This is a genomic window from Brevundimonas sp. NPDC058933, from assembly GCF_049315965.1.
Taxonomy (GTDB): domain Bacteria; phylum Pseudomonadota; class Alphaproteobacteria; order Caulobacterales; family Caulobacteraceae; genus Brevundimonas.
On sequence record NZ_JBMOSL010000004.1, the window covers coordinates 203,553 to 224,916 of the forward strand.

15 protein-coding genes are annotated in these 21,364 nt (G+C 68.0%); 10 read left to right on the top strand and 5 right to left on the bottom strand.

The genetic code is table 11. The features are described from left to right. Positions 1–26: 26 nt before the first annotated feature. Positions 27–2,372 (bottom strand): excinuclease ABC subunit UvrB, encoded by a 2,346-nt coding sequence (gene uvrB / locus ACOZBP_RS10725; RefSeq protein ID WP_422676420.1) that lies wholly within the window; start codon positions 2,370–2,372, stop codon positions 27–29. A gap of 96 nt (positions 2,373–2,468) precedes the next feature. Between uvrB and ACOZBP_RS10730 the strand changes: the two genes are divergently transcribed. After that, the gene (locus ACOZBP_RS10730; protein ID WP_422676421.1) at positions 2,469–3,734 is read left to right on the top strand and encodes a dicarboxylate/amino acid:cation symporter; all 1,266 of its coding nucleotides are present in this window, start codon (positions 2,469–2,471) and stop codon (positions 3,732–3,734) included. Positions 3,735–3,758: 24 nt separating this feature from the next. Here ACOZBP_RS10730 and ACOZBP_RS10735 read toward each other — a convergent pair whose 3' ends face one another. Next, complete coding sequence (locus ACOZBP_RS10735) at positions 3,759–4,436, bottom strand: hypothetical protein (protein ID WP_422676422.1); 678 nt, start codon at positions 4,434–4,436, stop codon at positions 3,759–3,761. Between the two features lie 505 nt (positions 4,437–4,941). Further along, complete coding sequence (locus ACOZBP_RS10740; protein ID WP_422676423.1) at positions 4,942–8,193, bottom strand: TonB-dependent receptor domain-containing protein; 3,252 nt, start codon at positions 8,191–8,193, stop codon at positions 4,942–4,944. Between the two features lie 503 nt (positions 8,194–8,696). Here ACOZBP_RS10740 and ACOZBP_RS10745 point away from each other — a divergent pair. From ACOZBP_RS10745 to ACOZBP_RS10765, 5 genes are all read left to right on the top strand, one after another. Further along, positions 8,697–11,357, top strand: a complete 2,661-nt coding sequence (locus tag ACOZBP_RS10745; protein WP_422676424.1) for a glycoside hydrolase family 3 C-terminal domain-containing protein — start codon at positions 8,697–8,699, stop codon at positions 11,355–11,357. 401 nt (positions 11,358–11,758) lie between these two features. Further along, complete coding sequence (locus ACOZBP_RS10750; RefSeq protein ID WP_422676439.1) at positions 11,759–12,058, top strand: PadR family transcriptional regulator; 300 nt, start codon at positions 11,759–11,761, stop codon at positions 12,056–12,058. 23 nt (positions 12,059–12,081) lie between these two features. Continuing rightward, a complete protein-coding gene (locus tag ACOZBP_RS10755) occupies positions 12,082–13,209 on the top strand; it encodes a hypothetical protein (protein ID WP_422676425.1) in 1,128 nt (375 codons plus the stop codon). Positions 13,210–13,276: 67 nt separating this feature from the next. Further along, a complete protein-coding gene (locus tag ACOZBP_RS10760) occupies positions 13,277–14,374 on the top strand; it encodes a bifunctional transcriptional activator/DNA repair enzyme AdaA (RefSeq protein ID WP_422676426.1) in 1,098 nt (365 codons plus the stop codon). After that, on the top strand, positions 14,355–14,885 hold the full coding sequence (locus tag ACOZBP_RS10765) for a methylated-DNA--[protein]-cysteine S-methyltransferase (protein ID WP_422676427.1): 531 nt from the start codon (positions 14,355–14,357) through the stop codon (positions 14,883–14,885). Before ACOZBP_RS10760 ends, ACOZBP_RS10765 begins: the two co-directional genes overlap by 20 nt. Here ACOZBP_RS10765 and ACOZBP_RS10770 read toward each other — a convergent pair. Both ACOZBP_RS10770 and ilvA read right to left on the bottom strand, forming a co-directional pair. Continuing rightward, positions 14,878–15,561 (bottom strand): LamG domain-containing protein, encoded by a 684-nt coding sequence (locus ACOZBP_RS10770; protein ID WP_422676428.1) that lies wholly within the window; start codon positions 15,559–15,561, stop codon positions 14,878–14,880. The genes ACOZBP_RS10765 and ACOZBP_RS10770 overlap by 8 nt on opposite strands. 10 nt (positions 15,562–15,571) lie before the next feature. Next, the gene (gene ilvA / locus ACOZBP_RS10775) at positions 15,572–17,089 is read right to left on the bottom strand and encodes a threonine ammonia-lyase, biosynthetic (protein WP_422676429.1); all 1,518 of its coding nucleotides are present in this window, start codon (positions 17,087–17,089) and stop codon (positions 15,572–15,574) included. A 173-nt stretch (positions 17,090–17,262) separates the two neighbouring features. On the opposite strand from ilvA, the gene ACOZBP_RS10780 reads away from it, so the two are divergent. The 4 genes from ACOZBP_RS10780 to ACOZBP_RS10795 all read left to right on the top strand — a co-directional run bounded on the left by ACOZBP_RS10780 (position 17,263) and on the right by ACOZBP_RS10795 (position 21,221). Beyond that, positions 17,263–17,598 (top strand): GIY-YIG nuclease family protein, encoded by a 336-nt coding sequence (locus ACOZBP_RS10780; RefSeq protein WP_422676430.1) that lies wholly within the window; start codon positions 17,263–17,265, stop codon positions 17,596–17,598. A gap of 110 nt (positions 17,599–17,708) precedes the next feature. Next, positions 17,709–18,794: a quinolinate synthase NadA gene (gene nadA / locus ACOZBP_RS10785; protein ID WP_422676431.1), complete on the top strand. Its 1,086-nt coding sequence runs from the start codon at positions 17,709–17,711 to the stop codon at positions 18,792–18,794. A gap of 11 nt (positions 18,795–18,805) precedes the next feature. Continuing rightward, positions 18,806–19,711: a metalloprotease gene (locus tag ACOZBP_RS10790; protein ID WP_422676432.1), complete on the top strand. Its 906-nt coding sequence runs from the start codon at positions 18,806–18,808 to the stop codon at positions 19,709–19,711. Between the two features lie 4 nt (positions 19,712–19,715). Beyond that, the gene (locus ACOZBP_RS10795) at positions 19,716–21,221 is read left to right on the top strand and encodes an L-aspartate oxidase (protein WP_422676433.1); all 1,506 of its coding nucleotides are present in this window, start codon (positions 19,716–19,718) and stop codon (positions 21,219–21,221) included. Positions 21,222–21,364: the final 143 nt, after the last annotated feature.

Consider the following 21,364-nt stretch of genomic DNA (forward strand, 5'->3'; position numbering starts at 1 on the left):
TCTCCCCTTGCGGGAGAAGGAATGCCCTACCGCCCCTTCCTGAACGCCTCCGCCTTCTCGGCCGCCGCCTCTGCGCGCCAGCGTTTCGGCGCTGACTTGTCGACGGCTTCGCCGGCGCCGGTGAGGGCTTCGTTGGCGAATTCGAGGTCGAGGAGCTTCATCTTCTTGATCTCGTCGCGCAGGCGGGCGGCCTCTTCGAACTCGAGGTTGGAGGCGGCTTCGCGCATGCGGCCCTCCATGTCCTTGAGAGCGGCCTGGAAGTTGGAGCCGACAAAGGGTTTGGAGGCCTCGGCCACGCCGGGGCGGGTCAGGCGGTCCATCTCGCGGCTCTCATAGGGCGAGGCCATGATCTCCTTGATGTCGCGCTTGACGCTTTCGGGCGTGATGCCGTGTTCGAGGTTGTAGGCCTCCTGACGCTCGCGACGACGGTTGGTCTCGGCGATGGCGCGTTCCATCGAGCCGGTCATGCGGTCGGCGTAGAGGATGACGCGGCCGTCGACGTTGCGCGCCGCGCGGCCGATGGTCTGGATCAGGGAGGTTTCCGAGCGCAGGAAGCCCTCCTTGTCCGCATCGAGGATGGCGACCAGGCCGCACTCGGGGATGTCGAGGCCCTCGCGCAGCAGGTTGATGCCGATCAGGACGTCGAAAGACCCGAGGCGCAGGTCGCGCAGGATCTCGATGCGTTCCAGGGTGTCGACGTCGGAGTGCATGTAGCGGACGCGCACCCCCTGCTCGTGCATGTATTCGGTCAGGTCCTCGGCCATCTTCTTGGTCAGGACGGTGACCAGGCTGCGGTAGCCTTGCCGTGCGACGGCCTTGACCTCGTCGATGACGTCGTCGACCTGATTGCGGGTCGCGCCGGAGACCGGGCGGATCTCGACAGGCGGGTCGATCAGGCCGGTGGGGCGGATGACCTGCTCGACGAAGATCCCGCCGGTGCGCTCCATCTCCCACGGGCCGGGGGTGGCGGAGACGTGGACCGTCTGGGGCCGCATGGCGTCCCACTCGTCGAACTTGAGCGGGCGATTGTCGATGCAGGAGGGCAGGCGGAAGCCGTACTCGGCCAGGGTCGACTTGCGGCGGTAGTCGCCCCGGAACATGCCGTTGATCTGGCCCACGGTGACGTGGCTCTCGTCCACGAACAGCAGGGCGTTGTCGGGGATGTATTCGAAGAAGGTGGGCGGCGGCTCGCCCGGCGCGCGGCCGGTCAGCCAGCGGCTGTAGTTCTCGATGCCGGCGCAGGAGCCGGTGGCCTCCATCATCTCCAGATCGAAGCGCACGCGCTGTTCGAGACGCTGGGCCTCCAGCAGCTTGCCGTTCTCGATCATCCAGTCGAGCGTCTCCTTCAGCTCGGCCTTGATGCCGGCGGCGGCCTGGTTCAGCGACGGGCGCGGGGTGACGTAGTGGCTGGCGGCGTAGACGGTGACCTCCTCCAGATCGGCGGTCTTCTTGCCGGTCAGGGGGTCGAACTCCTGGATCGACTCCAGTTCGTCGCCGAACAGCTGGATGCGCCAGGCGCGGTCTTCCATGTGGACGGGGAAGATCTCCAGCACGTCGCCGCGCTTCCTGAACATGCCGCGCTCGAAATTCAGGTCGTTGCGCTTGTATTGCAGGGCGATCAGGTCGGCGCGCAGCTTGGCCTCGTCGATCTGGTCGCCGACCTTCAGAGAGAAGGTCATGGCGGTATAGGTCTCGACCGAGCCGATGCCGTAGATGCAGGAGACCGAGGCGACCACGATGACGTCGTCGCGCTCCAGGATCGCGCGGGTGGCCGAGTGGCGCATCCGGTCGATCTGCTCGTTAATCGACGAGTCCTTCTCGATATAGGTGTCGGTGCGCGGGACGTAGGCTTCGGGTTGATAGTAGTCGTAGTAGCTGACGAAATACTCGACCGCGTTGTCGGGGAAGAAGGCCTTGAACTCGGAATAGAGCTGGGCGGCCAGGGTCTTGTTGGGGGCCAGGATCAGGGCCGGGCGCTGGGTCTGCTCAATGACCTTGGCCATGGTGAAGGTCTTGCCCGAGCCGGTGACGCCCAGGAGCACCTGATCCCGTTCGCCGCCCTCGGCGGTGGCGACCAGTTCGGCGATGGCGGCGGGCTGATCGCCGGCGGGGGTGTATTTGGTTTCCAGCCTGAAGGGGACGCCCTTCTTCTTGCTGTCGCGTGCGGGGCGGTGCGGCACCCAGTCGCCGGGGGCGGCGGGCGGCTCCTCGGGCACGAGGCGCGGGCCGGTGACCGGCGCGAACATGGGCATGGCCTTGTTCCCGCGCCCGCGCGGCGCGTCCTGAAGGAAGGGCGCGGCCATCTCCTGCATCCCCGGAGCTTGGCCGGGGACGTGGACGGGCTTGGACGATTTCGAGGGAGAACGAGCCATGAACGTCAAGGTAGTGCGCCGAACGGCGGGACGCCATAGGGCGAGGGTCTGACGAAAGCGACTGGCGCGATTCACGGCGGCTGCTAGCGTGACGGTATGAAAACGGCGCGCTCCTTTCTGACCTCCCTCAGCACTCTGGTGCTGCTGTCGCTCGTGCTGGGCCTGCTGGCCGGGGCGGCGGCGGAGAAGTGGGGCCTGCCGGGCGGCCACGCGACAGCGGATCTGATTCAGGCCCTGGGGCAGTTGTGGCTCAACGCCCTGCGCATGACCATCATTCCGCTGGTCTTCAGCCTGCTGGTCACCGGCATCGCCTCCATCGCCGACGCGGCGCGAACCGGGCGGCTGGCGATGCGGGCCGTGGCCTGGTTCGGCGGGCTGATCGTCTTCGCCACCGTCTACGCGGTCGGCGCGGCCTACGGCCTGCACGCTCTTTGGCCGATCGATCCCGAAGGCGCGCGGCTGTTGCTGGCGATCCGGCCCGAAGGCGCCGAGGGGCTGGGCGCCGGCGCGCCCTTCAGCGAATTCCTCAAGACCATCGCCCCCGCCAACCCCATCCGGGCTGCGGCCGAGGACGCCATCCTGGGCATGGTGGTCTTCGCCGTCTTCTTCGGCTTTGCCGCCTCGGGCCTGCCCGAAAGGCTGCGCACGCCGCTGATCACCTTCTTCGAGGCGGTGGGCGAAACCATGATCACCATCGTCCGCTGGGTGCTGCGAGCCGCGCCGCTGGGCGTCTTCGCCCTGTCGATCGGGGTGGGGCTGACGGCGGGGGCCAGCGCGGCGGGCGTCCTGCTGCACTACGTCGCCCTGATCTCCCTCGCCTGCATCGGCATCGGCCTGATCTTCTATCCGCTGGCGGTCGTCTTTGGCCGGGTGTCGCTGGGCCGGTTCGCCCGCGCGGCCGCGCCGGCCCAGGTGGTGGCCTTTTCGACCCAGTCGTCGCTGGCCAGCCTGCCGGTCATGGTCGAGCGGTCCGTCGACATGCTGGGTGTGAAGCGGGCGACGGCGGGTCTGGTCCTGCCGCTGGCGGTGGCGGTGTTTCGCATCACCAGCCCCGTCGCCAACCTGGGCGTCGCCATCTACTGCGCCCACCTGTTCGGCGTCGAGCCGTCGGCGGGGCAGCTTCTGGCCGCCATGCTGACGGCGGTGCTGATTTCGATCGGCACGGTGGGTCTGCCCGGACAGGCCAGCTTCTTCGCCTCCATCGCCCCCATCTGCATCGCCATGGGGGTCCCGCTGGAGATGCTGCCCCTGCTGTTGGCGGTCGAGGTCATTCCCGACATCTTCCGCACCCTGGGCAATGTCACCGCCGACATGGCCGTGACGCGGATGGTTCAGGGCGGAGAGGTCGCCGAGGCCGACTGACCGACGGTTCACCCAATTCCGCCGTTACGGCTGCGCCGCCGCTGGCGACGCGGGCGACGTGAGGCGGGCGAAGCGGTAGCGGGTCACGGCCGTGTCGACGAAGGCCCAGGGCAGCAGGCCCATCTGACGCCGCTGCGACCACAGGTCCAGGAACAGGGCTTCGGGCGTGGCGGTCAGGACGCCGACATGGCTGTCGGCGGTATAGCTTTCGTGCTGGGTCCGCACGCTTTCGGTGGCGATCCACAGCCGGTCACGCGCGCAGCCGTTGGTGCGCGACAGGAGGTCGGCGGTGTAGGGCGGCTCGTTCGGCTGCGGATCGGCGGCGCCGTTCAGCAGGGGCAGGCGGCCCTGGGCGGCGGCGCCCTGGCCGTTGGCGACCGCGATGCGCCACGCCTCGCCATCCTGTGACAGGGCGACCGTGGCCGGCGCCCCGTCGGCCCATGTGTCTGGCGACTGCGACAGGCTGCGCACCGCCAGGGGGCGAGCCAGCAGGGCGTTCAGATCGGGGGCGGCGGTCGGCTTGCCCCGGCGGCTGAGGATCTCGCCATGCGCCTGATAGACGCCGCTCAGGTCCGGGCACTGGGCCAGGTCGGACGGCGTGTTCCTGACCGGCAGGCCGCCGACCGTGGTCGTGCAGGCACCGAGCGCGAGGCCGGCGAAGACGGCGCAGACGGGGCTGAGGCGGCGAAGGGGAAAGGTCATGCCTGAACCCTAGCGGGCGGGGGCGGGTGTGCAAACGGCGCCGTCGGCGCCTTGTTGGCCGCGGCGGCCGGGCATGGCGCGGCCCCGAAGACATCTTCGGGGCCGCGGGTTTGCGTCAGTTGAACAGTCCGGCGATGACCGCCGTGATCAGGCCGGTGGCGACGGCGGTCAGCACCACGTCATTGCCGGTGCGGACGTATTCTTTAGGCAACGGCTTCATCAGCGTGACGAGCTGGAACGGCCCGTGGCGATGGAGGCGACTTCGCAACGATCGCGGTCAAGGCAAAGGCGAGTTGGTCCGCGGGAGTGATCGCCGGCGCAATGCTAGAAGGGCGGCCCCGACGGTTGCTTGGGGGGCTCTCGACCCCAAGCGGCTATTGGCAATGCCAACATCGGAGCCGCCCCACTGAGTAGCGCCGCCGGTACGTGAGCGCGGTGCGCTCACGTACCGGCGCGGGGCGGCGAACCCAAGTCCGCCGCCCCTCTTCCGTTCAGGCCCAAAGGCTTAGAACGGACGGTAGTTCAGGCTCAGGAAGAAGCGACGTCCGAACAGGTCGAAGTTGTCGGCCGTTGTGTTGCCAAGCCAGCGCGCCGGCTCGGCGTCGAAGGCGTTCACGACGCCGGCGCGGACCGTCAGATTGTCGCGAGCCGCCCAGCGGACCGAGAAGTCATGCTGCGAGAAGTCGCCCGTTTCCAGGTACTTGGCGGTTTCGTACAGGTCGGGGTTGGCGACCAGGTTGTCGACGTCGAGGATTTCCTGGCTGGCCTGCCAGTCCCAATCCCAGCTGAAGGCCAGGGTGTCGATCGGCGCCCAGGTGACGGTCGACAGGAAGCGCACGCGCGGCATGCCGACGGTGTCTTCGAAGTCGCTGGAGTCGGTCGGGTCGACGATGTTGACGAAGTCGTGCTGCTCGATCAGCCAGTTGCCGCGGACGGAGTGGCTGAACGTGCCCCAGTTGCGGCCGAAGAACTCGGGCAGGTCGGAGCGGTAGCTGGCGGTGAAGTCCACGCCCTTGGCCGTCAGGGCCGCATAGTTCAGCGAGCCCTGGATGAAGCTGACGACCTGGAAGGAGGTCGCATCACGGGTCTGAGTGACGCAGGCACCGGCGTTTACGGCGTCGCCGCTGACGCACTGGTTGGCGGCGTTCTGCGCCGACACCGAGGCGATCGCGTCGCTGATCTCGATGTCATAGTAGTCCATGACGAGCGAGAAGTTCGGCAGCAGATAGTCCGGCGTCCAGACGCCGCCGACCGTGAAGCTTTCCGAGGTTTCGGGCTTCAGGAAGGGGTTGCCGCCGGCCAGACCCGACACCGAGCCGCTGCCGTAGTTGGGCAGGTAGGCGTTGGCGGCCGAGGCGTCGGCGAAGTTCAGGTTCAGGCCCGCCGCCGCCGCCAGGACGCCGCAATTGGCGATGCGGTTGTTGGCGATGGAGCGGTCGGCCAGGTTGTTGATGACCGTGGCCGAGCAGGGGTCGCTGAAGCCGTTGGCGAAGGTCTGGCCGGGCGGCTCATTGGTTTCACCCAGGTTCGGCACGCGGATCGCCGTGGCGGTCGTGGCGCGGAACATGAACTGATCGACCGGGCGCCACTGGAACTGGGCGCTGTAGGTCTCTTGCTGGCCGACGTTCGAGTAATCCGAGAAGCGGTAAGCGCCGTTGATCTCGGCCGACTGGCCCAGGAAGCTGTCACGGAATAGCGGGATGCTGATTTCAGCGAAGACGTCGTTGGTGTCGTAGCTGGCTTCCGGGAAGTCGGGACCTTCGTTCAGGAACAGGAAGCGGCCGGCGGTGTCGCGGTCGCGGCCAACCCCGCTGGTGAGTTCCTTGCGATACTCATAGCCGATCGACGCGCCGATGGGGCCCGCGCCCCAGAAGTCCCACAGCTTGCCCGAGGTGTAGGCCATGAAGTCGTGTTGCTTGTTCTGGTCGGTCACCGTGATGGCGGCCTGCAGATAGTCCAGGCCTTCCTGGGTGAAGCCGTTCGGACCGAAGACGCGGACCGGCGAGCAGTCGTCGATCACCGCGCCCTGACGCGAGTAGGTGGTCGATATGCCGCCCGAGGTGATCACGGCGTCCGGCACGGCGACGCCGTTGGCCTTCATCAGCTGGATGCGGCAGACGATTTCGCCCGGCGTGCCGTTGACCCGACCCGCGACGTCGACGACGGCGTCGGCGGCGGCCTGGTAGCGGACCACGTCCACGCCCAGCTCGCGGTTCGAGTTGTTCATCTCGCCGTAGGTGTAGCCGGCTTCCCAGTTGACGTCCTTGACGAAGCCGACGTCGCCCATGTCGCCGCGCAGGCCGATGACATAGCGTTGCAGGTCGCGGTTGTTCAGCTGGTTACGCGCCGGGCCGTACAGCTTGTGCTGGGCGCGGGCGTCGGCGACCGAGCTGGTGATCACGCCGGCCGAGTTGTAGATGTCGCGACGGTTGTTCTGAATGGCCAGGCGCACGTCCGAGGGCAGGTAGGCGTTGTCCAGACCCAGTTCGATCGCCTGGGTCGATCCGATGGCGCCGACCGTATTGGGGGCCAGGACGCGGATGTTGAAGTCCTGGAAGACGCGCTGGCCGGCGTCGTAGGTTTCTTCCTCGACATACTTGGCTTCGGCGAACAGGCTGACCCGGTCGGTGATGTCGAAGTTCAGGCCGGTCTGGAAGCGGTAGTTGGTCGATTCCGGCAGGCGGCTGGCCTGGCCCTGTTCGGTGTTGGAGACCTGACCTTCGCCGCCGTTGCTGGTGGTGCGGCTGAAGCCCGTGCCCTGGCGGATCGAGCCGAAGGTCACCGGACGCGACACGCCCTGGTCATTGTACAGGAAGGAGTTGTCCAGGCGGTTCGACGGCGCCAGCGAGAAGCAGTTCGCCGAGAAGGTCGTGGCCGAGCAGGTCTGGAACGGCACATCGGGGTCGCTGGCCGCGCTGGGCCTGGTGCCGGTCGACAGGATGGTCACGCCGCCGAAATTGGTGCCGCGGATATAGGTGCGGGCGTCGCGGATCAGGATCTGGTCCGGGATGCCGTCCGACGGCGCGCTGGCCGGATCGGCGTCGTTGCCGATCAGGGCCCAGGACTCGCGGCGCCAGTCGACGTCGGCGTCCAGCACCTCGTCGTTACGCTGGAACTCGCCCGAGACGTAGTAGTTCAGGCGGTTGTCGAGCAGGTTCTGGCCCCAGAGGATCGAGAGGCGTTCGCTCAGCTGGTGGTCCTGGTTGATCTCGGCGATCGAGGCGTCGATCTCCAGACCGTCGAAGTCCTTGCGCAGGATGAAGTTGACCACGCCCGAGACGGCGTCAGCGCCGTAAACGGCGGCGGCGCCGCCGGTGATGACCTCGGTGCTGGCGACCAGCAGACGCGGAATGGTGTCGACGTCCACGGCCAGCGAGCCGGGGCTCGAACCGACGTGACGACGGCCGTCCACCAGGACCAGGGTCCGGTTGGCGCCCAGGGCGCGCAGGCTGAGCAGCGACAGACCTCCGTCGTTCAGGTTGGAGCCGGTGGTGTCTTCCGGCACCTGCGAGGTCGACAGGGCGGGGATGTCGGCCAGGAAGTCGATGACGTTGACTTCGCCCGATTGCAGGACCTCTTCCTGACCGATCTGGATCAGGGGCGTCGGGGAGTTGGTCGGGCTGCGGCGGATGCGCGAGCCGGTGACGACGATCTCGCCGACGTTGGTGGCCTGTTCGTCCTGAGGCTGAGCCACAGCGGCTCCAGGAACACTGCTGATTGCAGCGGCCGCGAGGCCGGCGATCAGAGTCGAGCTCATGAGCCGAGATTTTATCGTGTTCATTTTTGGTTCCCCTCCCAGAACTTTTGCCTGGGTGAACGGCGTGTTGGTGTCCCGTCTCTGTCACCCGGCGTAAGCGTGGCGGCAACAATTATGTCTGCGGAGCGGCCCAATTGGGCTGGAAATGCGGCCAATTGGCTACAGTTTGGCCGCATTTTGAAAGCGGTTAAGGGCGGGTCATCCCTCTGTCTCTGGAGAGGGCTCCAGAGAGGCGAACAGAATATCCGACCTCAGCTTATGGTGCGGTGCTGACGGGCGCGGTCGGATCGAGCCTGTGGGAGGGGCAGCGTGGGGTTAAGGACTGAAATGCCAATCTTGCAGGAAAAGAAATATAATAATACTAAATGAGGCAGGGGGCCTGGGCGGTGTTGATCCCCTTGGCGGGCTCTGATCACAGAGGTTGAGAGATGGCACAGAGACTAGGTCGTCGCCGAATTGGTGATGGGTCGCGCAAGGCTGAATCTCTGGGCCGCGATTTCAGGATGATGCCCGCGCTTGCGATTGCGGCTGCTCTGGGAGCCGGGTTCCCTGATGGGGCCAGCGCCCTGACCCGACCCCAAACGACGCCGAAGCCGGTGCTGGTCGAGGAGGTTGGCGCCGGGGCGCGCGCGACAGACCTTGTCGCCCGCATGACTCTCGAGGAGAAGGCGTCCCAAATACAGCATGGCGCCCCGGCCATCCCGCGCCTGCAAGTGCCCGCCTACAACTGGTGGAACGAAGGGCTGCACGGCGTCGCCCGCGCCGACATCGCGACGGTCTTTCCTCAGGTCATCGGCATGGCCGCCACCTGGGATCCCGAACTGATCGAACGCGTCGCCGACACGGTCGCCACCGAGTTCCGCGCTAAATACATCGACACGCGCGGCGCGGACGGAAGCTCGACCCAGTATCGCGGCTTGACCGTCTGGTCGCCCAACATCAACATCTTCCGCGATCCTCGATGGGGGCGAGGGCAGGAGACCTGGGGCGAGGATCCGTATCTGACCGGCCGGTTCGGCGTCGCCTATATCCGAGGCCTTCAAGGCGACGACGCGCTTCATCCCAAGACGATCGCAGCCGTCAAACATTTCGCCGTCCACAGCGGTCCGGAGGCGACGCGGCACAGCGACGACATCCATCCGTCGCCGCACGATGTGACGGACACCTATCTGCCCGCCTTCCACGCCGCCGTGACCGAAGCCAAGCCTCAGGCGCTGATGTGCGCCTACAACGCCATCGACGGCGTGCCGGCGTGCGCCAGCGAGGACTATCTGCAGCGGCGGCTGCGGACCGACTGGGGCTTTGACGGCCATGTGGTCTCGGACTGCGCCGCCGTGGCCGACATCTATCTGCCGACCTCGCACGCTACGGTGAAGACGCCGGAGGAGGCGGTGGCGCTGGCCATCAAGGCGGGCACGGACCTGATCTGCGACTTCCGTTTCAACGCGACCTTCAGGCCCGAGACGACGGTCAAGGCTGTCGAACTGGGGCTGCTCACCGAGGCCGAGCTGGATCGCGCCGTGGTGCGGCTGTTCACCGCGCGCTACCGTCTGGGCACGATGGACCTGACGGCGTCCGGCCCCTACGCGCACATCGGCGCGAAGGATTTCGACACGCCAGAGCACCGCGCCCTGGCGCTGGAGACGGCGCGCAAGTCTCTGGTCCTGCTGAAGAACGACGGCCTGCTGCCCCTGGCCCAGGCGCCGCGTCGGATCGCCGTGATCGGCCCCAACGCCGACACAGTCGAGGCCCTCGTCGGCAACTACAACGGCACGCCGTCGAACCCCTCGACCATCCTCGCCGGACTGCGGGCCCGCTTCCCCGAGGCGGAGACGACCTATGTGGAGGGCACGGGCTGGGTCGCCCCGCCGCTGGAGGACATTCCCGACGCCGCCTTCTGTCGCGACGCCGCCTGCATCGAGCCGGGCCTGTCCGCCGAGGCGTTCGAAACGCCTGAACTGACCGGATCTCTGACCACCCGCACCGACGCCAATGTCATGATCCGCTGGGGCTGGCCCGATCGGGAGCAGCGCAACGCCTCGACGCGCTGGAGCGGTTACATCAAGGCGCCCGAGGCGGGGGAATACCGGTTCCGTTACACGGGAGACGCCGGCTATCGGGTCTATATCGATGACGCGCTGGTGGCGGACATGTGGGACGGCGCCTGGCCGACCTCGGACAGTCCGGTCATGCTGTCGGATGACAAGGTTCACAAGATCCGCATCGAGGCCCAGCAGATCGGCGTGCGTGCGACGCATCGTCTGCAGTGGAGCCGACCCGGCGTCGGCTTCGAGCCCGCCCTGATCGCCGCGCGCGGCGCGGATCTGGTGGTCTTCGCCGCCGGCCTGACCTCGAAGTACGAGGGCGAGGAGATGTCGGTCCAGGCGCCCGGCTTCGCCGGTGGAGATCGGACCAGCCTGGATCTGCCCGCGCCTCAACAAAAGCTGCTTGAGGCGCTGCATGCGACGGGCAAGCCGGTCGTCCTGGTGCTGATCAATGGCTCGGCCATGAGCGTGAACTGGGCCGATGCGAACATTCCGGCCATCATCGAGGCCTGGTATCCCGGCGGCGACGGCGGTCAGGCGGTGGCGGAACTGATCGCCGGCGACTTCAGTCCATCAGGACGCTTGCCCCTGACGTTTTATCGCAGCGCAGAGGACCTGCCGCCGTTCACCGACTACGGCATGACGGGGCGGACCTATCGCTATTTCCAGGGAACGCCCCTTTATCCCTTCGGCTACGGGCTCAGCTATACGCGTTTCCGTTACGAGCAGGCGCGGTTGGACCGGACCCGCATCGCCGCCGGAGACACCGCCCGACTGCGCGTGCGGGTGGCCAATGCCGGAGATCGTGACGGTGAAGAGGTGGTTCAACTCTATGTCGCCCGGCCGGACGCGGATGGCGCGCCCCGGCAAAGCCTCGCCGCTTTCCAGCGGATTGCTCTGAAGGCGGGCGAAGCGCGCGATATAGAGTTCGACATCCTCCCCCGAGCTCTGAGCGTCGTGGCTGTGGACGGCAGTCGTTCGGTCCCTGCGGGTCCGGCGACGATCTGGGTCGGGGGTGGTCAGCCAAACCTGGGCACGAACCGCCTGGCCCCAGGCGCGGGGCTGGAACTGACCGTCGAGGGCTCTCGTGATATTGCGCCTTTTGGATCGCTGCCATGAAGTCTTAGGCGGCCGACAGGCACGGCGCAGAAAGGGACCTTTGCCGTGACCGTGAACATCTTGCCTGGGACGGCCTTGAGATTATGGGCCCTGAATATCCAGCTGCGCCGAACTGATTTCCTACAGGATAGGCTGACAGTCTGAACGTCGAGTCTCCGGCGTTCGGGGAACGGCCTTCTGGCGGGCGCAACGCAGACCTCCAGTGAGTGCCGCTGAATGGTGCGTTGGTTCTCGCGTCGCGCCACTCTTTGAGTGGTTTTGAGGCAGCGCCAAATGGTCCTGACACAGATCTGAACGCTGGTTGTTGACAGTCTCGTACAGTGTGCCCCATACACTGTGTGTCACACACTATGTGACGACGGGTGAGGCGAGGCGACGTGGACAAGGCGCTGTTCGAGGCGATGCGGCTGGAGCTGCGGCGAGGGTCGCTGGTGCTGGCGGTGCTCGCCTGCCTGCGGACCGAACGCTACGGCTACACCCTTCGTCAGGCCCTGGCGGCGGACGGGCTAGAGATGGAGGAATCCACCCTCTATCCGCTGCTGCGGCGGCTGGAGGGGCAGGGGCTGCTGACCAGCGAATGGCGCGAGGAAGAGAAGCGCAAGAAACGCTTCTACGTCCTGTTGCCCGGCGGCCAAGCCATGCTGGCCGCCCTGACCGACGAGTGGCGCGGCATCAACGCCTCGCTGGACCGAATGCTGTGAAATCCCGGGGGAGGAAGACCGATATGGACGTGATCGAACGCTATCTGGAGGCCGTTGCGGCCCAACTGTCGGTCGAGGACCGCGAGGACATCGTCGCCGAGCTGCGCGACCTGATCCTGAGCCGGGTCGAGGCGCGCGAGGAGGAACTGGGCCGGGCGCTGAGCGACGAGGAGAAGGAGGCGATCCTGCACGAGATCGGTCATCCGCTGGTCGTCGCGGCCCGCTATCGCAAGGGGCCGGATTCGCTGATCGGGCCTGAGTTGTTTCCCTACTGGCTGTTCGGGGCCAAGGCCGGATTGATCGTGATCGCGGCGGTGCAGGCGCTGGGCCTGCTGGTCCATGTGCTGGGCGATCCGGCTAATTTCGGTCAGTCGATGGGTCAGGCCTTCAACGGCTTCTTCTCCGGCGCTCTGACCCTGCTGGGGGCGCTGACCCTGGCTGGGGCGATCATGGAGCATTACGACATCAAGCCGACCTGGCTGACGAAATGGCGGGTGCGCGACCTGTCGGCCTTTGGTCTGGCCGACCCGGCGAAATGGGGGGCGTCCCTGTCGGGAAGCGACAAGGCCAAGGGCGAATGGCTGCCCCGGGGCGCCAAGGTCTGGGGCGTGCGCGCCGAGACGACCGGGGCCGCCCAGGCCCTGTGGTCCTTCATCGCCAGCGCCGTCTTCATCCTGTGGTGGATCGGCGCGATCCGCTTCACCGGCATCGGCGACTTCGCCCTGCGCGGCGGCGACGTCAGCGTGGCGGCGGCGCCGATCTGGTCGCTGCTGTTCGGACTGATCCTGGCCTGGGCCGTGGCGGGCATGGCGGTGGACGGCGTCACCCTGTGGCGACCGGAGGCGCGGCGCTTGCAGGCCCTGCTGAAGATTCCGGTGGCCGCGGCGGGACTGTGGATCGGTTGGCGGCTGTTCCAGGCCGGTCACTGGGCCACCCTGACGCAGGGCGACCAGACGGCGCGGGTCATGGGAGCTTCGCCGATCCACATGGACTTCGACGCCATCCACGCCATTCCCGAGGCCCAGCGCGGCCTGGCCGAGACGGCTCTGACCCTGGGCACGGTGCTGAGCTGGGTGCTGGCCATCATCATGCTGTGCCTGGCGGTGGATATTCTGAAGGCCCTGTGGCGGATCGCGACCACGCGGGACTGATGGGGCGCGGCGCCGTCATGTCCGAAAACCGCGAGACAGGGCGGCGGCGAGGGATCATGTTGCGGGCATGGAAATCGCCCGCGACAGTCTGGATCAGGAGGCCTGCTACCGGGCCGTCCTGACGCGCGATCCGCGCTTTGACGGACGGTTCTTCACCTGCGTGAAGACGACGGGAATCTATTGCCGCCCGGTCTGCCCGGCGCGGACGCCGAAGCGGGAGAATATGAGCTTTGTCGCCAGTGCGGCGGCGGCGGAGGAGGTGGGGTTTCGCGCCTGTCTGCGCTGTCGACCCGAAACCGCCCCGGATATGGGGGCATGGCGCGGCACCTCGAATACGGTCAGCCGAGCCTTGGGGCTGATCGAGGCGGGGGCGCTGGATGAGGGCGATGTGGATGGTCTCGCCGCGCGGCTGGGCGTCGGTGAACGCCACCTACGCCGCCTGTTCCGACAGCATCTGGGGGCGGCCCCGATCAGCGTGGCCCAGACGCGGCGCGTGCTGCTGGCCAAGGCCCTGATCCATCAGACCGACCTGGCCATGGCTGAGGTGGCCCTGGCCTCGGGATTCGGCAGCGTGCGGCGTTTCAACGAGACGTTTCAGTCGCTCTATGGGCGGCCGCCCTCGATGCTGCGGCGGCGGGCTGAGAAGGCGGGCGACGGAGGCGTGCGGCTGAGCCTGCCCTATCGTCCGCCCTACGAAATAGACGCCATGCTGGCGGCGCTGACGGTGCGCGGCGAGACGGTCGAGGACGGGGTCTGGCGACGCGCGCTGACGCCCGATGTGGATAGTGCGACCGGCGAGGTCTCGGCCCGGTTCGAGAGCGGGAACCGGCTGGCGGTCACGGTCGCGGCTTCGGACCTGAAGGCCCTGCCCGGCGTGCTGGCGCGGGTGCGGCGGGTGTTCGACCTGTCGGCGGACCCCGACGCGATCCAGCGGGACCTGTCGGCGGATATCCTGCTGGCCCCCTTGGTGCGTGCGCGGCCCGGGCTGCGGCTGCCGGGCGACTGGATCGATGAGGCGGCGGATATGGCCAGCGACCGGCTTGAGGACGAACGGCTGGCGGCAAGAGCCGAGCAATGGCGGCCTTGGCGGGCCTATGGCGCGCTGCACCTGCGGCAAGCGGGCGTGCGGATCATGGAGAGCGATGATGAAAAAGACGCAGCCTGAAGGCTTTATGCTGGACCGCCTCGCCTCGCCGGTGGGGGAGGTCCTGCTGGTCACTGACGCCGAGGGCGCGGTGCGGGCCTTCGACTTCGTGGACTACGAGGCGCGGATGTTGAAGCTGCTGGCGCGTCATTACGGCGAGGTGACGCTGACCGTGGGTCGGGCGCCCGAGGCGGTGCGGGCGGCGGTCGCGGCCTATTTCGCGGGTGACGCGCGGGCGCTGGACGGTCTGACGGTGAAGACCGGCGGCACGGACTTCCAGCGGTCGGTCTGGGCGGCGCTGCGCAACATTCCGGCGGGCGAGACCTGGAGCTACGGCCAACTCGCCTCGGCCATCGGCAAGCCCAGCGCCGTGCGCGCCGTGGGTCTGGCCAACGGGGCCAATCCGGTCGGGGTCATCGTGCCCTGCCACCGCGTCGTCGGCGCCAACGGAACCCTGACCGGCTATGCGGGCGGGCTGGAGCGCAAGCGCTGGCTGTTGGCGCACGAGGGCGCGGCGGCCCGCCTTATCTGATCGGCGAGGTGAACTGGTCGGGCGTCAGGGCGCGGGGGGTGAAGCGGGCCTCGCGCACGGCGCCGTTGAAATAGTTGACGCGGTTGATGCGCGTGCCGACCGAGGATCGACCGGGGCCCTGCGGCTTGAAGGCGATTTCGGCCTCGGTCTGCAGCACGCCGTTGACGAAGGATCGGTAGGTGGTCCCGTCGAAGGTCTGGGCGACGTGGGCCCACTGGCTGATGGGGTGCAGCTTGGTCGTCTCGATCAGGGGCTTGTTGTAGCCCTCGCCCTTGGTGAAGGCGTCCAGATACCAGCCGCCCTCGACGACGCGGATCTCGAACATGATGCGGGTGCCGGGACCGCCCGGCGCCTCGTCCGACTGCAGGTGGAACCAGCGCTGCTCGAAGGCGCCGCCGTCGGGGCGGAAGACGGCCTCGAAGGTGAAGGTGGCGGCGCCCGCCAGCGGATGGCGGTCGATGAACAGGGCGTCGTCCACGCCGTCGAACTGGACCGCCGGGCCGAAAGGGCTGGCGATGATCCGGGGCGCGCCTTCGACATGGGTGGTCTCGCCGCCGACGGCCGACAGGCGGTCGAAGGTCCAGACGGTCTGGCCGGGAGCGGCGGCGGCGGGCAGGGAGGCGCAGGCGGCAAGGCCGAGCGGAGCGGCCAGAACGGCGCGGCGGTTCAACATCATGCAGGTCCTCTCAGGCCGCGCCGTCGAGGAAGAGGCGGCAGGCCGGATTGTCGGTCTCGTCCACATAGGGGTAGCCGAGGGCGTCCAGCGCGGTCCAGAGGGCGGCGACCTGATCCGGGGCGATGTTGACGCCGGCCAGCACCCGACCGACGTCGTCGCCGTGGTTGCGATAGTGGAACAGGGTCAGGGCCCAGGCAGGCTGGAGGCTGTTGAGGAAGCGCAGGAAGGCGCCGGGGCGCTCGGGAAACTCGAAGCGCAGCAGCCGCTCGTGCGGCAGGCCGATGGTGCGGCCGCCGACCATGTAGCGAACGTGCAGCTTGGCCGTTTCGTTGTCGCTCATGTCCTCGACCGCATAGCCGTCGGATTGCAGGCGGGCGATCAGGTTCTCGCGCTCGGCCACGCCGTCGCGCAAACCCACCCCGACGAAGATCTGCGCCCGGCCGTCGCCGGACCAGCGATAGTTGAACTCGGTCACCGAGCGGCCGTCGAGGCTTTGCAGGAAGCGGTGATAGTCGTCGCGGCGGTCGGGCATGGCCACGGCGAGAAGCGCCTCGGCGCCCTCGCCGATCTCGGCCCGTTCGGCGACGTGACGCAGGCGGTCGAAGTTGACGTTGGCGCCCGAGTTGATGGCCACCAGGGCGCCGGTTCCCGGATTGCACGCGGCCCAGACCTTCATCCCGGCCAGGGCCACGGCGCCCGACGGTTCAGCCACGGCGCGGACGTCGTCGAAGATATCCTTCACCGCCGCGCAGATCTCATCCGTGTCGACTAGAACGATCTCGTCCAGCAGGTCGCGACACAGGCGGAAGGTCTCGTCGCCTGCGCGGCGCACCGCCACCCCGTCGGCGAACAGACCGACCTGATCCAGCGTCACGACATGGCCGGCGTCGATGGCGCTCTTCATTGTCGGCGCATCGGCGGGCTCGACGCCGATGATCTTCGTTTCGGGGCGCAGGAAACGGACGATGGCGGCCACGCCCGCCGCCAGACCGCCGCCGCCGATGGGGATGAAGACGGCGTCGATCGGGTCCGGATGCTGGCGCAGGATTTCCAGCCCGACCGTGCCCTGGCCCGCGATGACGTCGGGGTCGTCGAAGGGGTGGACGAAGGCGGCGCCGGTTTCCTGTTCAAGCGCGCGGGCGTGGGCGTAGGCGTCGTCGAAGCTGTCGCCGTGCAGGACCACATTTCCACCCAGAGCCTTGACCGCCCCCACCTTGATGCCCGGCGTCGTGGTCGGCATGACGATGGTCGAGACCGCGCCGCGCCTGGCCGCAGCCAAGGCCACGCCTTGAGCATGATTGCCCGCCGAGGCGCAGATGACGCCGCGCGCCAACTCGGCCTCGGTCAGGGCGGCGATCTTGTTGTAGGCCCCGCGAATCTTGAACGAAAACACCGGCTGCAGGTCCTCGCGCTTCAGCAGGGCGGGGCGGTCCAGTCGCGCCGACAGCCGCTTCAGCGGGTCCAGAGGGGTTTCCTCGGCCACGTCATAGACGCGGGCGGTCAGGATGCGGCGGACGGTGTCTTGCACGAAATTCTCGGAGCGACGCGACAGGGAGGATCAATCGACCTCTCGTCTAGGGCAGAAGCGGTCTTCAGGGGAAGGCCTTTGCAGATCTGAGCGACGCCGCTGCCGGCGGCGTCTGATATTTACCCGGTAATAACTTCTGCTATTTAATCCGGGTAAAACAAAGGAAGGCCTCCATGACGTCCGCAGACCGCAAGGCGCTCATCAACGACTACAAGGACCGCGAAACCATCGCGGGGGTCTTCGCCGTCATCTGCTCCGCCACCGGCCGCGCCTGGGTGGGCCAGAGCCCCCATATCGACACCCAGCAGAACGGCCTGTGGTTCTCGCTGAAGATGGGCGGCAGTCCTTTCCGGTCGCTGCAGGCCGAATGGACTGCCCACGGCGCCGACAACTTCCGCTTCGAGCAACTGGACCGGCTGTCGCCCGACCTGTCGGATATGGCGCGGAAGGATGAGCTGAAGAGGCGAGCCGCCCTGTGGATCGCGCGGCTGGAGGCGGAGGCGCTGTAGGCGGCGTTCGCGCCCTTTTTCCTTGCGCCCCGTGCGGAACGGCCTACATTGCGCCTGCTTATGCTAACTTTGAGCATAAGTCGGGGTCGCGCAGACGACCGCAGGGAGCGATGAAGATGGCGGACGGCGCTTTCGGCCTGTCAGAGGAACTGGCGCGCGAGACCGCTCCCGTGTGGGAGAAGGTCAAGGGTCTGGTGACGCCGCTGGAGTGGCCGGAACAGGCGAAGCTGATCAGCGAGATCAATGCGCTGAAAAAAGAGCGCGACGCTGTCATCCTGGCCCACAACTACATGACGCCCGAGATTTTCCATGGCGTCGGCGACTATGTCGGCGACAGCCTGGGGCTGGCCAAGGAGGCTGCTAAGTCGAAGGCCAAGGTGATCGTCCAGGCAGGCGTGCACTTCATGGCCGAGACGTCCAAGATCCTGTCGCCGGACAAGACCGTCCTGATCCCCGACCTGCGCGCGGGCTGCTCGCTGGCCTCCTCGATCACGGGCGCCGACGTGCGGCTGATCAAGCAGCGCTATCCCGGCCTGCCGGTCGTCACCTATGTCAACACGACCGCCGACGTGAAGGCCGAGACCGACATCTGCTGCACCAGCGCCAACGCCGTTCAGGTGGTGGAATGGGCGGCCAAGGAATGGGGCGTCGACAAGGTCATCCTGATCCCCGACGAGTTCCTGGCGCGTAACGTGGCGGCGCAGACCAGCGTCGGCATCATCGCCTGGAAGGGCCGCTGCGAGGTGCATGAGCGCTTCACCGCCGCCGACATCGCCGAGATGCGCGTCGCCTATCCGGGCGCGGAAATTCTGGCCCACCCGGAATGCCCTGAAGAGGTGCTGGCGGCGTCGGACTTCGCCGGATCGACGGCGGCCATGATCGACTATGTGACGGATCGCAAGCCCAGGCAGGTGGTGATGATCACCGAGTGCTCGATGGCCTCGAACGTCAAGGGCGACGTGCCCGGCGTCGACTTCATCGGCCCCTGCAACCTGTGTCCGCACATGAAGCGCATCACCCTGGAGAACATCCGCGACTGCCTGAAATACATGCAGTTCGAGGTGACGGTCGAGCCCGAGATGGCCGAGCGCGGGCGTCTGGCCGTGCAGCGGATGATCGACCTGCCGCCGCCCGTCGTCCCGGCGCGCTATGACCTGATCAAGGCCAGGCACCACGTCGATGTGGAGCTGATCTGAGTGCTGCGGCGATGCGGCCCGTTGCGGGTTGCTCGCTGCAAGCCCAGTTCGACGCCATGAGCGACATCGACAACACCACATCCCATTCTGGCCGCCGTCCCGGTCCCTGGGACCTGCCGCCCGCCGAGGCCGCGCCTGAGCCCGTGCGCGGGCGGCAGGCGGAGCCGCTGGAGGACAAGGGCCAGCACCCGGCCTGGGCCATCGCCTCGACCCTGCTGATGGCGGGTTTCCTGTGGTGGATCACGGGCAGCGTCATCGTGGCGGGGGCGGTGCTGTTCGGCCTGTTCGTGCACGAATACGGCCATGTGCTGGCGATGAACAAGCTCGGCATGGGGCCGGCGCGGATCTACATCATTCCCTTCCTGGGCGGGCTGGCCAAGGCGCAGCGCAATCCCAAGACCGAGTGGCACGGCGTGCTGGTGTCGCTGGCGGGACCGGCCTTTGGTCTGATCGCCATGATCCCCTTTGTGGCGGCGGGCCTGTGGCTGAAGTCGCCCGAGTGGCTGATGGGCGCCTTCTTCATCGCCATGATCAATCTGGTGAACCTGCTGCCTGCCCCGCCCCTGGACGGGTCCAAGGCGCTGGGGCCGGTGCTGACGCGAGTGCATCCGCGACTGGAACAAGTCGCCTTGCTGGCCGTCGGCGGTCTGGCGGTCTGGTGGGGGCTGTCGACCGGGCGGCTCATTCTGGCGGTCTTCCTCGGCATCGCCGTGTTCAGCCATCTGAGGCGCGGCGTCTGGCGCGCGGACTGGGGTCAGCTGAGCTGGCCCGAGGCGGGGCGCAGCCTGGCCCTCTATCTGGCGACGGCGGCGGTCTGCGCCGCAGCGGCCATCGGCGCCCTGCTGCCCCTGACCGGCGGGGCGGTCGAACCGGCCTTCGACATGGGCATGCGGTTCATCGGCGTGGGAGGCCGTTAAGGGGATGGCCCGCATCCGGCATGACGGCCCGCTGATTATCGGCGGGGGACTGGCGGGGCTGTCGGCGGCGCTGGAGACCGCGCCGGCCAAGACCTTGGTCGTGACGCCGGAGCCCCTGCTGAACGCCTGTTCCTCGGCCTGGGCTCAGGGCGGGCTGGCGGCGGCCCTGTCGTCTCGGGACAGCGCGGCCCTGCATGCGAAAGACACCGAGGGCGCGGGCGCCGGTCTGGTCGAGCCCGAGGCGGCGCGCGCCCTGACCCAGCGCGGACGCGAGACGGTGGAATGGCTGGCGTCGCTGGGCGCGCCGTTCGACCGGGACGAAACGGGCGGCTTCTCCGTCAGCCTCGAGGCGGCGCACAGCCTGCCGCGCGTGGCGCGGGTCGGCGGCGACGGCGCCGGGCGGGCCATCCTGTCGGCGGTGGTGGCGGCGGCGCGGGCCTCCAAGCATATCGAGATCTGGGAAGACGGGCGGCTGCGCGGCCTGATCCAGGACGTGGAGGGCCGGGTGCGCGGCGCTGTGATCGAACGGTCCGGCGGGCGTATGGACGAGGTGTTTGCGCCGGCCGTGGTGCTGGCGACCGGCGGGGTCGGCGGCCTTTATGAAGTGACGACCAACCCTTCCGCCCTGCGCGGCGAGGGGCTGGCCCTGGCCTATTTGGCGGGCGCGGACATCCTCGACCCCGAGTTCGTGCAGTTTCATCCGACCGCCATCGACGTGGGTCTCGATCCCGCGCCGCTGGCGACCGAGGCCCTGCGCGGCGAGGGGGCGCGGCTGGTCGATGGCGAGGGCGCCTTCCTGCTGGGCGATCATCCCGACGCCGATCTGGCCCCTCGGGACATTGTGGCGCGGGTGGTGCACGCGGCGCGGGTCGACCGGCGCGGCGCGTTTCTGGATGCGACCAGGGCGGTAGGCGAGGCCTTCCCGCACGAGTTTCCGGCGGTGTTTTCCGCCTGTATGCGCGCCGGGCTGGACCCGCGCGTCAGCCCCATCCCGGTGGCGGCGGCGGCCCACTACCACATGGGCGGCGTTGTCGCCGACGACGAGGGGCGGACGACGGTTGCGGGCCTCTACGCCATCGGCGAATGCGCGGCGACCGGGGTGCACGGCGCCAACCGTCTGGCCTCCAACTCCCTGCTGGAAGCGGGCGCCTTCGGGCGGCGCGCCGGGCGGGCGGCGGCCAGGGAGGTTCAACCGCCGAAGGCTGAGTTGAAGGCTGCGCGGGCGTCGAGGAATTTGCCGCCTGAAGCCATGGCCGACCTGCGCGCCGCCATGACCCGGTTCGCGGGCGTGGTGCGCGATGAAGAAGGGCTGAGCGCCCTGATGGCGGTGATCGACCGGCTGGCGAAGGCGCATCCCGAGGCTGTGGTCCTGACCGCCGCCCGGCTGATCGCCGAGGGCGCGCTGAACCGGCGCGAGAGCCGGGGCGGGCACTACCGCGTCGACTATCCCGACAGCCTGCCTAAGGCCGAGCATACGCGGATGCGGCAAGCGGTTTTGATCGGGGCTTGACGGTAGAAAATGATCCTCCCCTGCGCAGCGGGGGAGGGGGACCGCGAAGCGGTGGAGGGGGCGAACTTCAAGCGCGACGCCCGTTGCCGGGGGCCCCCCCCACCCAAGAACGCTTACACCCCCCCCCCCGAGGCGGGGGCGGT